Origin of the sequence: Variovorax sp. WDL1 (genome assembly GCF_001541225.1) — a bacterium.
GTDB lineage: Bacteria > Pseudomonadota > Gammaproteobacteria > Burkholderiales > Burkholderiaceae_C > Variovorax.
The window spans coordinates 5,749-17,904 of sequence record NZ_LMTS01000153.1; the positions used below are offsets into that span (position 1 = coordinate 5,749).

12 protein-coding genes are annotated in these 12,156 nt (G+C 69.2%); 7 read left to right on the forward strand and 5 right to left on the reverse strand.

Features of this window, described 5'->3' with window-relative positions; all coding sequences use genetic code 11:
* Positions 1-59: 59 nt before the first annotated feature.
* On the forward strand, positions 60-1,493 hold the full coding sequence (locus APY03_RS20130; RefSeq protein ID WP_068679445.1) for an efflux transporter outer membrane subunit: 1,434 nt from the start codon (positions 60-62) through the stop codon (positions 1,491-1,493).
* 108 nt (positions 1,494-1,601) lie between these two features.
* On the opposite strand, the gene APY03_RS20135 is transcribed toward APY03_RS20130, so the two are convergent.
* Positions 1,602-1,820 (reverse strand): hypothetical protein, encoded by a 219-nt coding sequence (locus APY03_RS20135; protein ID WP_068679447.1) that lies wholly within the window; start codon positions 1,818-1,820, stop codon positions 1,602-1,604.
* Positions 1,821-1,972: 152 nt separating this feature from the next.
* Between APY03_RS20135 and APY03_RS20140 the strand changes: the two genes are divergently transcribed.
* The 5 genes from APY03_RS20140 to APY03_RS20160 all read left to right on the forward strand — a co-directional run bounded on the left by APY03_RS20140 (position 1,973) and on the right by APY03_RS20160 (position 6,484).
* Positions 1,973-3,442, forward strand: coding sequence for a cobyric acid synthase (locus APY03_RS20140; protein ID WP_068679593.1), 1,470 nt, complete (start codon positions 1,973-1,975; stop codon positions 3,440-3,442).
* Positions 3,439-4,479 (forward strand): nicotinate-nucleotide--dimethylbenzimidazole phosphoribosyltransferase, encoded by a 1,041-nt coding sequence (cobT, locus tag APY03_RS20145; protein WP_068679449.1) that lies wholly within the window; start codon positions 3,439-3,441, stop codon positions 4,477-4,479. Before APY03_RS20140 ends, cobT begins: the two co-directional genes overlap by 4 nt.
* Complete coding sequence (locus tag APY03_RS20150) at positions 4,479-5,276, forward strand: adenosylcobinamide-GDP ribazoletransferase (protein ID WP_068679451.1); 798 nt, start codon at positions 4,479-4,481, stop codon at positions 5,274-5,276. Before cobT ends, APY03_RS20150 begins: the two co-directional genes overlap by 1 nt.
* On the forward strand, positions 5,273-5,833 hold the full coding sequence (locus APY03_RS20155) for a histidine phosphatase family protein (protein ID WP_068679455.1): 561 nt from the start codon (positions 5,273-5,275) through the stop codon (positions 5,831-5,833). The genes APY03_RS20150 and APY03_RS20155 overlap by 4 nt, the downstream gene beginning before the upstream one ends.
* A 75-nt stretch (positions 5,834-5,908) precedes the next feature.
* On the forward strand, positions 5,909-6,484 hold the full coding sequence (locus APY03_RS20160) for a hemerythrin domain-containing protein (protein ID WP_443082833.1): 576 nt from the start codon (positions 5,909-5,911) through the stop codon (positions 6,482-6,484).
* 48 nt (positions 6,485-6,532) lie between these two features.
* On the opposite strand, the gene nth is transcribed toward APY03_RS20160, so the two are convergent.
* Positions 6,533-7,171, reverse strand: coding sequence for an endonuclease III (gene nth / locus APY03_RS20165; RefSeq protein ID WP_068679458.1), 639 nt, complete (start codon positions 7,169-7,171; stop codon positions 6,533-6,535).
* 84 nt (positions 7,172-7,255) lie between these two features.
* Between nth and APY03_RS20170 the strand changes: the two genes are divergently transcribed.
* Positions 7,256-8,443 (forward strand): aminotransferase-like domain-containing protein, encoded by a 1,188-nt coding sequence (locus tag APY03_RS20170; RefSeq protein ID WP_068679460.1) that lies wholly within the window; start codon positions 7,256-7,258, stop codon positions 8,441-8,443.
* Between the two features lie 49 nt (positions 8,444-8,492).
* Here APY03_RS20170 and APY03_RS20175 read toward each other — a convergent pair whose 3' ends face one another.
* The 3 genes from APY03_RS20175 to APY03_RS20185 are packed head-to-tail and all read right to left on the reverse strand — an operon-like array spanning position 8,493 to position 12,150.
* Positions 8,493-9,533: an NADP-dependent oxidoreductase gene (locus tag APY03_RS20175; protein WP_068679461.1), complete on the reverse strand. Its 1,041-nt coding sequence runs from the start codon at positions 9,531-9,533 to the stop codon at positions 8,493-8,495.
* Between the two features lie 44 nt (positions 9,534-9,577).
* On the reverse strand, positions 9,578-10,642 hold the full coding sequence (locus tag APY03_RS20180; protein WP_068679462.1) for an Ldh family oxidoreductase: 1,065 nt from the start codon (positions 10,640-10,642) through the stop codon (positions 9,578-9,580).
* Positions 10,643-10,647: 5 nt separating this feature from the next.
* Complete coding sequence (locus APY03_RS20185) at positions 10,648-12,150, reverse strand: tripartite tricarboxylate transporter permease (RefSeq protein ID WP_068679463.1); 1,503 nt, start codon at positions 12,148-12,150, stop codon at positions 10,648-10,650.
* Between the last annotated feature and the right edge of the window lie 6 nt (positions 12,151-12,156).

The window sequence follows — 12,156 nt, forward strand, 5'->3', positions numbered from 1 at the left end:
CGCCGCACCCCTGAACACGCACGACTGATGGCGCAAGCCTCTACGCAAGAAAGCGGATCATGAAACTCGATCGAAGCACTTTCACCCGGCCCTGGCGCGCTGCGCTCGCGCCGCTCATGGCGGCCCTGGTGCTGGCCGGCTGCGCGACGGCAACCCCGGAAGCGCCGAGCTTCCAGGCGCCGGCACAGTTCAAGGAACAGGCTGCGGCGCCCGCCGAAGGCCAGTGGACCCGTGCCCGGCCCGCCGAGGCGCAACCGCGCGGCGAGTGGTGGCGCGCCTTCAACGACCCGGTGCTCGACGCGCTGGTCGCCCGCGCCGATGCCAGCAACAACAGCATCCAGGTGGCGGCGGCGCGGCTGGCCGAGGCACGCGCGCTGGCGCGCAGCACCGATGCCGACCGGTCGCCGCAGATCGGCCTCGGCGCCGGTGCGAGCCGGCAGCGCGGCCTGGACCGCAATCAGAGCACCACGCCCTCCACGCTGATCAACGCGGGCCTCGACTTCTCTTATGAGCTCGACCTCTTCGGCCGGCTCTCGAAGGCCAGCGATGCGGCGCGGCTCGATGCCGAATCGCGCGCCGGCCTGCTGCAGAGCACGCGGCTGCTGGTGCAGGCCGAGACCGCTCAGACCTACCTGGCGCTGCGCGCGCTCGACGACGAGCGCCAGCTGGTGCGCGAGACCGTCGAGGCCTACCGCGACACGCTTCGCCTCACGCAGCAGCGCCATCGGGCGGGCGACATCGCCGAGCTCGACGTGGCGCGGGTCGAGACCGAAATGGCCTCCACCGAGTCCGAGGCGCTCACGTTGGACCGGCGCCGTGCCGAGCTCGAGCACGCGCTCGCGGTGCTGACCGGCGAGCCGGCCTCCAGCTTCGAGATGAAGCCCGACAGCTGGGCCACTGCCTTGCCCTCGATTCCCGCGGGCGTGCCGGCCACGGTGCTCACCCGCCGGCCCGATGTCTCTGCCGCGCAGAAGGGCGTGCTGGCGGCGCAGGCGCGCGTCGGCGTGGCGCAGGCCGCGTGGTTCCCCAACATCGCGCTGACCGGCGGCGGCGGCTACGCCTCGTCGGAGATCGGCGACCTTTTCAAGTGGTCCGCGCGGTCGTGGGGCATCGGCGCGCTGCTCTCGTTGCCGCTGCTCGACGGCGGGCGGCGCGAGGCCGGCGTGCAGGGCGCCAGCGCCCAGCTGGACGGCGCGCTCGCGAGCTACCGCGAACAGGTGCTCACGGCCTTCAGGGACGTGGAGGACCAGCTCTCCTCGCTGCGCATCCTGGGGGCGCAGTCGGAGGTGCAGGCCAAGGCGGTCGCCTCGGCGAGCCGGGCCACGCAGCTGTCCGACACGCGCTATCGCAATGGCTACATCAGCCAGCTCGACCTGCTCGATGCGCGCCGCAGCGAGCTGCGCAACCGGCGCCAGGCGCTGCAGGTGCGGTCGGCGCAATACCAGTCCACGGTCGGGCTGATCCGCGCACTCGGCGGTGACTGGACCGTCTGATGCTCGCCCCCAGGTTGGCTCACTTCGTGTAGCCGCCCACCCCCTACCGGGGGCAACACCAGCGGCCCGGCAAAGCCGGTTCCGCGGTGTTCCTGGAATAAGCGGCCCTCAGGGGCCGGGGGGCTGCGCCTGTGCCAACCGGCGCAGCGCGGCCGCCCCGAGCGCCAGGGCGCTCGAGTAGCTCGCCTGCGGCGTGGTGGCGGAATTGATGCGACGGTAGTGCAGGATCTCGGATCCCTCGTCGTCGAGCGCTTCGATCAGCACCCAGTAGAACTTTCCCTCTTCGCGCTCTTCAATGGTGAGCGCCATGTCGCGTAACGAAGCCATCAACCTTGTTCTTTCTGTTTTTTGAGAACGAAAGACTACAGTTATTCACCTCGGCGCTGTACGGATCTGTCCAGACGCAATCTCGCAAAGCGTGAAGGACTTGACGATCGGCGATGCCGGGCGTCCCCGCAGGGCTCGACGACAATCCGCGAATGAATCAAGAGCGAGGCCGGGGCAAGGCCCGATGCGTCATGGTGCTGGGCACCACCAGCGGTGCCGGCAAGAGCTGGCTGGCCACCGCGATGTGCCGCTGGTATGCGCGACAGGGCTTCAAGGTCGCGCCATTCAAGGCGCAGAACATGAGCAACAACGCGCGCGTGGTGGCTGGCGGCGAGATCGGCAGCGCCCAGTATTTCCAGGCGCTGGCGGCAGGCGCCGCGCCGGATGTGCGCATGAATCCCCTGCTGCTCAAGCCGGAGCGCGACACGCACAGCCAGGTGATCCTCATGGGGCAGGTGAGCGCCGAGCTCTCGGCCCTGCCGTGGCGCGGGCGCAGCGAGCACGTGTGGCCGAAGCTCGCCCGTGCGCTCGACGAACTGCGGGCCGACCACGACATCGTGGTGATCGAAGGCGCCGGCTCGCCGGCCGAAATCAACCTGATGGACAGTGACATCGTCAACCTGCGCGTCGCGCGGCATGCCGAGGCGCGTTGCCTGCTGGTGACCGACATCGACCGCGGCGGCGCCTTCGCGCACCTGTACGGCACCTGGGCCCTGATGCCCGAGGCGGATCGCGCGCGGCTGGCCGGGTTCGTGCTCAACAAGTTCCGCGGCGATGCTTCGCTGCTCGCGCCTGCGCCCGAGCGCCTGCAGGCGCTGACGGGGGTGCCCACCCTCGCGACCTTGCCAATGTGGTGGCAGCACGGCCTGCCCGAGGAGGACGGCGTCTTCGACGAGCGCAACACGGCCGCCGGCGAGGTCCGGCTGACGGTTGCCGTCGTCGCCTGTCCGCGCATCAGCAACCTCGACGAATTCCAGCCGCTCAAGAACGTGGCGGGCCTGCGCCTGCGCTGGGTGCGAAGCCCGGCGGAGCTGGCGGGTGCGGACTGGGTCGTGCTGCCCGGCTCCAAGAACACCAGCGGCGACCTGGCCTGGATGCGCGCGCAGGGGCTGGACCGCGCCGTGGCGGAACACGCTGCACGCGGCGGCGCGGTGCTCGGCATCTGCGGCGGGCTGCAGATGCTGGGCGAGGCCTTGATCGATCCGCACGGGGTCGACGGCAACGGCCCCGGGTTGGGCCTGCTGCCCCTGGTCACTGTGTTCGAGGAAGACAAGACCGTGCGCTTGCGCGAGGCGCGCTTCGGCGTGCTGAAAGGACCCTGGGCCGCGTTGTCGGAGGTGGCGATGCGTGGCTACGAGATCCACCACGGCCGTACCGCGCCGCACCCCGCCATGGCTGCCGCCGGCGATCGCGCCGAGGCCGTGATGGCCGAGGACCTGGCCTGGCAGAACGCGCAGGGCAACGTGCTGGGCCTGTACCTGCATGGACTGTTCGAGGACCCTGCCGTGCTGCAGGCACTCTTCGGGGCGCGGGCGCGCACGCTCGACGCCGTGTTCGACGGACTCGCCGACCACATCGATTCCCATTTTGAAGCGGGCGCGCTGCGCTCCCTGATCGAATGACGCTTGAACTTCCCACGGTCGAATCGATCGACGACCCCGCGCTCGCCGGGCGGCTGCAGCATCTGCTGGACCACAAGACCAAGCCGCTCGGCGCGCTGGGCCGGCTCGAAGCCCTCGCCCTGCGGCTGGGGCTGATCCTCGGCAGCGAGGCGCCCGCGCTCACGGCGCCGCAGATGCTGGTGTGCGCCGGCGACCACGGCCTGGCGGCGCGCGGCGTCTCGGCCTATCCGAGCGACGTGACCTGGCAGATGGTCGAGAACTTCCTCGCCGGCGGCGCGGCCGTCAGCGTGCTGGCGCGGCAGCATGGGCTGGCGCTCACCGTGGTGGACTGCGGCGTGCGGCATGACTTCGAGGCGCGCGAAGGCTTGTTGGTGCGCAGGATCGCGTTCGGCACCGCCGATGCCTCGGCAGGTCCGGCCATGAGCCTCGCCCAGTGCGAAAGGGCCATCGCCAATGGCATGGCACTGGTTCGCGAGCTGCCGGGCAACGCGCTGCTGCTGGGCGAGATGGGCATCGGCAACTCCTCGGCCGCCTCGCTGCTGCTGGCGCGGCTGGCGGGGCAGGACATCGATGCCTGCACCGGCAGCGGCACCGGCCTGGACGCCGCGGGGCGAGCGCGCAAGCGTGCGTTGCTTCGCGAGGTGCTGGCGGTGCATGCCGATGCGGCCACCCCGCTGGCGGCGCTCTCGGCCTTCGGCGGCTTCGAGATCGCCACGCTGGTCGGCACCGTGCTGCAGGCTGCCGAGGAGCGGCGCGTGATCGTGGTCGATGGCTTCATCGCCAGCACGGCGGTGCTGGTCGCGCAGGGCCTGCGGCCGCGCGTCGTGCAGCGCTGCGTCGCGGCGCACGAGTCGGCCGAGCCCGGCCATCGGCTGCTTCTGGCGGCGCTGGGCCTGGAGCCGTTGCTGAAGCTGGACATGCGCCTGGGCGAGGGCTCGGGCGCCGCGCTGGCCTGGCCGCTGCTGGAATCGGCCTGCCGCATCCTGCGCGAGATGGCGAGCTTCGAGTCGGCCGGCGTGTCGCAGCGGGGGGATTGATGCACGGCGTGCGCCATTTCCTGCTGGCGCTCCAGTTCTTCACGCGCGTGCCGGTCACGGGTCGGCTGGCCGCCTGGGTGGGCTTCAGTCCCGCAATGCTGCGGGCGAGCGCGGCGCATTTTCCGGGAGTGGGTTGGCTCGTCGGCGCAGTGGGGGCGGGCGTGTTCCTGCTTGCGCAGTCGGGCCTGCCCGGCATGGCCGGCGCGGTGGCGGCTGCACTGCTGTCGACGATCGCGACCGTGCTGGTGACCGGCGCCTTCCACGAGGACGGGCTGGCCGACGTGGCCGATGGCCTGGGCGGTTCGGCGGACCGCATCCGGGCGCTGGAGATCATGAAGGACTCGCGCATCGGGGCCTTCGGCGCGCTCGCGCTGGTGCTGGCGCTGGGGCTGAAGATCGCGCTGCTGGCCACGCTGGCGGGGGAGGGCGCGATGAACGTCGCGACCGCCTTGCTGGCCGCGCATGTGCTGTCGCGGCTGGCGCCGCTGTTCGTCATCCGGTGGCTTCCCTATGTCGGAGGCGAGGGCGCCACCAGCAAGTCCAAGCCCCTGGCCGATGCGATCGGTGGCGGTGCCTTGCTGGTGGGCGTGCTGTATGCGCTGCCGGCCGCCGTGCTGCTGCTGTACACGCAGCCGTTGGTCCAGGCCGTGGCTGCCCTGGTTGCGTGCGTGCTCGCTGCGTCGTACATGGCGTGGGTGCTCGCGCGCCGGCTGCAGGGCTTCACCGGCGACGGGCTGGGCGCCACCCAGCAGCTGTGCGAGCTGGCCATTTACCTGGCGCTGGCTTGGCAGATATGAAGCTCGGTCTCGTGCGCCACGCCGAAACCACCGCGGCGGCCGGCTCCTGCTACGGCCGCACCGACGTGGGCGTGCCCCCGGAGGCCACACGCGTCATCGCCGAACGCATCGCGCCATCGGTTGCTGCGGGCATCGAGCTCGTCACTTCGCCCCTGAAGCGCTGCGCGCTGCTGGCGCAGGCCATCGCCTCGCTGCGGCCCGAGCTGCCGCTGCGCGTCGACCCGCGTATCGCCGAGATGGATTTCGGCGCCTGGGAAGGCTGCGACTGGCGCAGCATCGGGCGCGCCGAGTTCGACGCCTGGACCGGCGCCTTCGCCGACGCGCGCCCGGGCGGCCACGGCGAGAGCACGCGCGAGTTCATGGGGCGGGTGGGCGAAGCATTCGACGAATGGCGTGCCGCGGGCCGCGACGCGCTGTGGATCACCCATGCCGGCGTGATCCGCGCCGTGTGGCTGCTGAGCGATGGCCTGCGCTGCGCCGAGCGCGCCGACCAATGGCCCTCGCGGCCGATTGCGTTCGGCGAGTGGGTGGTGGTCGAGCGGAAGGCGCAGGGTTGAACTTCGAGTACGGTCGAGGTCCCGTGGAAACATGTCATGGTGTGATATGTTTGGCTTTCAAAAGGGCAATTGCTCATGACCAAACCCGGGATGTCGCGATTTCCTCGAGGTGCTCAAGACCGCTCCCTGCCGAGTGGCGGATTCGAGGTGCCGCTGGAGATGCTTTCCGCCTGCCACGCCCGCATCGAGCAGCAGTGTGCAACGTTGCAGCGGCTGCTGCCGCACCTGGCCAGCCACGGCGCCGACGGGGATGCACGTGCCGCGGCGGCCGCTGTGATGCGGTACTTCGATACCGCGGCCAAACATCACCATGAAGATGAGGAGAAGGATCTCTTTCCCGCGCTCATCGAGTCGATGGCCGGGTCGGACCCGGTGTGCCTGCGCGAGATGACCCAAGGCCTCGCGGCCGAGCACCGGGAGCTCGAAGCACGCTGGTGCCACCTGCGCGCCGTGCTCGAGCAGATCGTCGCGGGGCATACCGTGCCGCTTGACACCGAGGATGTGCAAGCGCTGGTTGGCCTGTACGAGCGGCATATGGCGCGTGAAGAGCAAGAGCTCCTGCCGATGGCCGCGCGCCTGCTGAGCGCCGAAGAGCTGGAACGGATCGGCCGCGCGATGCGGGAGCGCCGGGGAATCCAACTCCCCGGATGAGGTGCCGGCCTCTGCGCGGAGCACCGGGACATCAATGACGGCGCAGGCTCAGGGTGCCGGCGTCTTCGGCTTGTAGTCGCACCAGGGCGCGACTGCGCACTTCCAGCACATCGGCTTGCGCGCGACGCAGACGTAGCGGCCATGCAGGATCAGCCAGTGGTGCGCATGCAGCCGGTAGGCCGGCGGTACACGCTTCTCCAGCTTGAGCTCGACCTCCAGCGGCGTCTTGCCGGGTGCCAGGCCGGTGCGATTGCTGACGCGGAAGATGTGCGTGTCCACCGCCATGGTGGCTTCGCCGAAGGCCACGTTGAGCACCACGTTGGCGGTCTTGCGGCCCACGCCCGGCAGGGCCTCGAGCTCGGCACGGGTGCGCGGCACTTCGCCGCCGTGTCGCTCGATCAGCATTCGGCAGGCTTCGATCAGGTGCTTCGCCTTGCTGCGGTACAGGCCGATGGTCTTGATGTAGCTCTCGAGGCCTTCGATCCCCAGGTCCAGGATGGCCTGGGGCGTATTCGCGACCGGGAACAGCTTGCGCGTCGCCTTGTTCACGCCCACGTCGGTGGCCTGCGCCGACAGCAGCACCGCGGCCAGCAGCTCGAAGGGGGTGCTGTATTCCAGCTCGGTCTCGGGCTCGGGGTTGGCAGCCTGCAGGGTGGCGAAGAAGGGGTCGATGGCTTCTTTTTTCATGTGGGCGGCAGTGTATGCATGATGCGGCGGCGTGGGCCGAACTTGCGACAATGGCAGCCCTTCCGTCATTCGCAGCAGGTTCCCATGCAATTCGCCACCCGCCTCGACAACGTCGAAACCTCCGCCATCCGAGAGCTCTTCAAGCTGCTGGGCAAGCCCGGCATCATCAGCTTCGCAGGCGGCTTCCCGGACAGCGCGATGTTCGATGTCGAGGGGCTGAAGGAGGCGAGCGCCAAGGCGCTGGCCGACGAGCCGGGCGGGGCCCTGCAGTACGGCGCCACCGAAGGCTACGACCCGCTGCGCGCGCAGCTCTCGGTCTTCATGAAGGGCAAGGGCGTGGAGGTCGCGCCCGACGGGCTGATCGTGACCACCGGCAGCCAGCAGGCGCTGGACCTGCTGGGCAAGACCCTCATCTCTCCCGGCGACAAGGTGATCGTCGAGGGGCCGACCTTCCTTGCGACCATCCAGTGCTTCCGGCTCTACGGCGCGCAGCTGATCAGCGCGCCCATCGACGCCGAGGGCGTGCAGGTCGATCGGCTGGAGGAGTTGATCGTCGAACACAAGCCGAAGTTCGTCTACCTGATTCCCACCTTCGGCAACCCGAGCGGCGCGATGCTGAGCCTGGAGCGCCGCAGGAAGGTGCTGGAGCTCGCGGTCGAGCACGGCACGGTGATCGTGGAGGACGACCCCTACGGCGATCTCTACTTCGACAAGGCGCCGCCGCCCTCGCTCATGTCCCTCACGAACGAGGTCCCGGGCAGCCGCGAACTGGTGGTGCATTGCGGCAGCCTGAGCAAGGTGCTGAGCCCGGGCCTGCGCATCGGCTGGATGATCGCGCCGACCGAACTGCTGGCCAAGGCGACCATGTGCAAGCAGTTCAGCGACGCCCACACCAGCACCTTCGCGCAGGCCACTGCCGCGCAGTACCTCAAGAGCGGGCGCATGCCCGCGACGCTGGCGCACGTGCGCAAGGTCTACGCGGAACGTGCCGCAGCCATGGGCGCGGCGCTCAAGCGCGAGCTCGGCGACGCCATCGCCTTCACGCAGCCGGGTGGCGGATTGTTCTTCTGGGCCCGGCTGACGGGAGCGAACGGCAAGCTGGCCGATGCCGGTGAATTCGCCAGGCGGGCGATCGAGAAGGGGGTGGCCTTCGTCCCCGGTGCGCCGTTTTTCGCCGAAAAGCCCGACATCGCCACCTTGCGGCTGAGCTTTGCCACCGCGAACGTCGAGAAGATCGAGGAAGGAATCGCTCGCCTGGGTGCGGCGCTCTGAGCCTGCGGCTCTCGTCAGGGGCGAGGCGCCACCGACCCGCCATTTGCGTTCACGGAGCCGATGCGAGGACTTCCGGGTTGCTGGCGGCGTCTCTCACCTTGATGACGACCTTTCCCTTCGCATGGCCGGCTTCGACGTAGGCCATCGCCTCATTGGTCGATTCGAAGGGGAAGACCCGGTCCACGACGGGGTGGACGATGCCGGCATCGAAGAGACGGGTGATCTCGCGCAATTGGCTCCCGTTCGCCTTCATGAAAAGGAACGAGTAACCGACACCGCGGCTCTTCGCCTTTCGCCTGACGCCTGAACTCAGCAGCCGCAGGGCCAGCTTCAGGAATCCGGTTGCCGCGATCTCCTTGCCGAATTCGGGATCAGGGGGGCCGGAGATCGAAACGAGCTTCCCGCCCGCCTTGAGCACACGGAGCGATTTCGCGAGCGTCTTGCCGTCCTGGCTGTTCAGGACCACGTCGAAATCGCGCAAGACTCCCTCGAAGTCCTGCGTCTTGTAGTCGATGACGATGTCTGCGCCCAGGCTCTTCACGAGCGCCAAGTTGGTCGTGCTCGTCGTCGTTGCAACGGTGGCGCCCAGATGCTTGGCCAACTGGATGGCAAACGTGCCCACGCCGCCCGAACCCGCCTGGATGAAGACCTTCTGCCCCTTCTTCAGGCCGGCCCTTTCGACCAGGGCCTGCCATGCCGTCAAGGCCACCAGGGGTATGGAAGCGGCTTCTTCCATCGTGAGCCCCTTCGGCTTGAACGCCAGCGACGCCTCCTTGACGGGGACGAATTCAGCGAACGTGCCGATCCGAAAATCATCCGCACGCGCATAGACCTCGTCCCCGAGCTTGAACTGCCGCACGCGTGGTCCGGCCTGGACGATGACGCCAGCCACATCGTGGCCCAGAACGACGGGCAGGCGATAGGGCAGGATGAGCTTGAACTCGCCAGTCTTGATCTTGGCGTCCAGCAGGTTCACACCTGCGGCGTGAACCTGGACCAGGACCTCGTCATCGGCCAGTTGCGGGGTCGGCAGGTCCGTCATCCGCAGCACACCCTTTCGGCCGTAGCGCTCGAGGACGAAAGCTTTCATGGGGTGCTTCCCCCGTCAGGCGACCGGGCCGCAACAACGTGACATCAGCGCAGCGCGCCGGCCAGCTTCAGGCCGTAGCGCTGCTCGGCGGCTTGCAGCGCGGGCGCGATCGATGGCGCCAGGTGCACGCCCGCGGCAAGCTGCTCGGCGCGCCGCTGCAGCCCGCGCTCGCCCGGCAGCCGCACGGGCCTGGCCGCATCGACGGGCGGATTCGTGCGGCATTGCGCCGCCACATGGTCCATCTGGCGCAGGAAGGCCGCCTTGCCGCCGAAGGCGTGCAGGTCGTGCAGCGTGAGGTAGACCGTCGCGCCCCAGCCCTCGGGCGGATCGGCGCGGCCGTGGCCTGCCAGGCCGCCGGTGAGCGATTCGACCAGCAGCGCCAGCCCGTAGCCCTTGTGGCCATGGGTCTGGCCGCCCACCGGCAGCAGGGTGCCGGGCGGCTGCTCGAAGAGCACCGCCGGGTCTTTGGAGGGCAGGCCTTTCGCGTCGATCAGCACTTCGTGGTCGAAGGTCTCGCCGGCCTGGCGCTTGCGGTTGCTCATGCCGTTGGTCGTGATGGAGGCCGAGATGTCCACCATCACGCCGCCGTCGCCGATCGGGAAGCCCAGCGCGAGCGGGTTGGGCGTGAAGACCGCCTGCGTGCCGCCGAAAGGCGCGACGCTGGCGGTGTTGGGGTCGGAGCAGGCCAGCACCAGCAGCATGTCTTCTTCGAGCGCACGAAGCAGATAGGCGGCGAGGCAGGCGATGTGGTGGCTGCGGCGGATGACCAGGGAGGCGGTGCCCAGTTCGCGTGCGCGCGGCAGCAGCAGGTCGAGGCCCTGGTGCACCAGCCAGGGGCCGGGCAGGCGCTGGCCATCCCACAACACGGCGGCCGGACGGTCGGAGATCACGAGCGGCGCGCCGTCGCGCTTCATCGCGCCGGATTCCAGTTCTTTCACGTAGCCGGCCAGGAGCGCGAGGCCGTGCGTGTCGTGGCCCAGCAGGTCACCCTGCACCAGCGTGTCGGCCACCGTGCGGGCCATGGTTTCAGCCAGGCCGGCGCGTTGCAGGAGTTGCGCTGCGTAGTGGGTGAGGGCGGCGGCGTCGTAGCGTGCAGAGGTGCTGTTCATGTGCTTCAGTGTGCCGCGACAGGCTGCAGCCGTCGATGCCGGCGCCGCCAGGCCAGGCCGGCCGAGCCTAACCAGACCAGCAGCGTCGCCAGCGCCAGCCCGGCGGCGATCGGCCGCTCGACGAAGGACAGCCAGCGGCCGTCGGACTTGATCATCGAGGTGATGAAGTTCTCCTCCAGCATCTTGCCGAGCAGCATGCCGAGGATGGCCGGAGCGACCGGGAATCCGTTCTCCTCCAGGAACCAGGCGGCGATGCCGAAGCCGAGCAGGATCCAGAGGTCGAACAGCGCGTTGTTGATGGCGAACGCGCCCACCAGGCAGAACACCAGGATGATCGGCATCAGCACATTGCGCGGCATGCGCAGGATGCGTGCCGAGGCCTTGATGCAGGCCCAGCCGAGCGGCAGCATCAGCAGGTTGGCGAGAATGAAGACGATGAACACCGCGTAGACGCTGTGCGCGTTGTTCATGAAGATCATCGGGCCCGGGTTCATGTTCTTCATGTAGAGCACGCCGATCACGATGGCGGTGATCGAGTCGCCCGGGATGCCGAACACCAGCGCCGGCACCCAGGCGCCGGCCAGGGCGCTGTTGTTGGCGGCTCCGGCCTCTACGAGGCCTTCCGGATGGCCGGTGCCGAACTTCTGCGGCTCCTTGGAGAGCCTCTTGCTCATCGCATACGACATCCAGGCGGCCATGTCGGCGCCCGCGCCGGGCAGGATGCCGACGGCGGTGCCCAGCACGCTGCCGCGCAGGGTCTGCACAGGGTACTTGCGGATCAGGCCGCCCATGCCGGCGAAGACCGAGCCGATCTGCTTCTTGAAACGCGCGAGCCCCCCGGCCGTGACCGTGAAGCGCAGGATCTCGGAGATGGCGAACATGCCGATCATCGCGGGGATGAGGCTCAGCCCGCCCAGCAGGTCCGTGTTGCCGAAGGTGAAGCGCGGATGGCCGGCCGGATTCTCCAGGCCCACGCAGCCCAGCAGCAGGCCGAGGAACAGCGTGATGAGGCCCTTGAGCGGCGTGTCGCTGGTGATGAAGACGGCGCAGGTCAGGCCCAGCAGCACCAGCCAGAAATATTCGAAGGAGCTGAACTTGATCGCCACCTCGGCCAGCGCCGGGGCGGCCAGGATGAGCACGGTGGTGCCGAACAGGCCGCCGATGCAGGAGAACACCAGGCCGATACCCAGGGCCTTCTCGCCCTGGCCCTTGCGCGTCATCGCGTAGGACTCGTCGGTGTAGGCTGCCGAGGCGGGCGTGCCCGGGATTCGCAGCAGGGCGCCTGGGATGTCGCCCGCGAAGATCGCCATGGCCGTGGCCGTGACGATGGCCGCGACCGCGGGCACCGGCGGCAGGAAGAAGGTGATGGGCACGAGCAGGGCCGTCGCCATGGTCGCGGTAAGCCCCGGCACGGCGCCGACGAACATGCCGAAGAGGCCCGACAGCAGCATGACGATCAGCACGGTCGGGGTGGCGACCGTCTGCAGGGCGAGGAGCACCGAATCCATCAGCCG

Coding starts and splice junctions, on each gene's coding strand:
- APY03_RS20130 (WP_068679445.1), top strand. CDS start 60: ATGAAACTCGATCGAAGCACTTTCACCCGGCCCTGGCGCGCTGCGCTC.
- APY03_RS20135 (WP_068679447.1), bottom strand. CDS start 1,820: ATGGCTTCGTTACGCGACATGGCGCTCACCATTGAAGAGCGCGAAGAG.
- APY03_RS20140 (WP_068679593.1), top strand. CDS start 1,973: ATGAATCAAGAGCGAGGCCGGGGCAAGGCCCGATGCGTCATGGTGCTG.
- cobT (WP_068679449.1), top strand. CDS start 3,439: ATGACGCTTGAACTTCCCACGGTCGAATCGATCGACGACCCCGCGCTC.
- APY03_RS20150 (WP_068679451.1), top strand. CDS start 4,479: ATGCACGGCGTGCGCCATTTCCTGCTGGCGCTCCAGTTCTTCACGCGC.
- APY03_RS20155 (WP_068679455.1), top strand. CDS start 5,273: ATGAAGCTCGGTCTCGTGCGCCACGCCGAAACCACCGCGGCGGCCGGC.
- APY03_RS20160 (WP_443082833.1), top strand. CDS start 5,909: ATGACCAAACCCGGGATGTCGCGATTTCCTCGAGGTGCTCAAGACCGC.
- nth (WP_068679458.1), bottom strand. CDS start 7,171: ATGAAAAAAGAAGCCATCGACCCCTTCTTCGCCACCCTGCAGGCTGCC.
- APY03_RS20170 (WP_068679460.1), top strand. CDS start 7,256: ATGCAATTCGCCACCCGCCTCGACAACGTCGAAACCTCCGCCATCCGA.
- APY03_RS20175 (WP_068679461.1), bottom strand. CDS start 9,533: ATGAAAGCTTTCGTCCTCGAGCGCTACGGCCGAAAGGGTGTGCTGCGG.
- APY03_RS20180 (WP_068679462.1), bottom strand. CDS start 10,642: ATGAACAGCACCTCTGCACGCTACGACGCCGCCGCCCTCACCCACTAC.
- APY03_RS20185 (WP_068679463.1), bottom strand. CDS start 12,150: ATGGATTCGGTGCTCCTCGCCCTGCAGACGGTCGCCACCCCGACCGTG.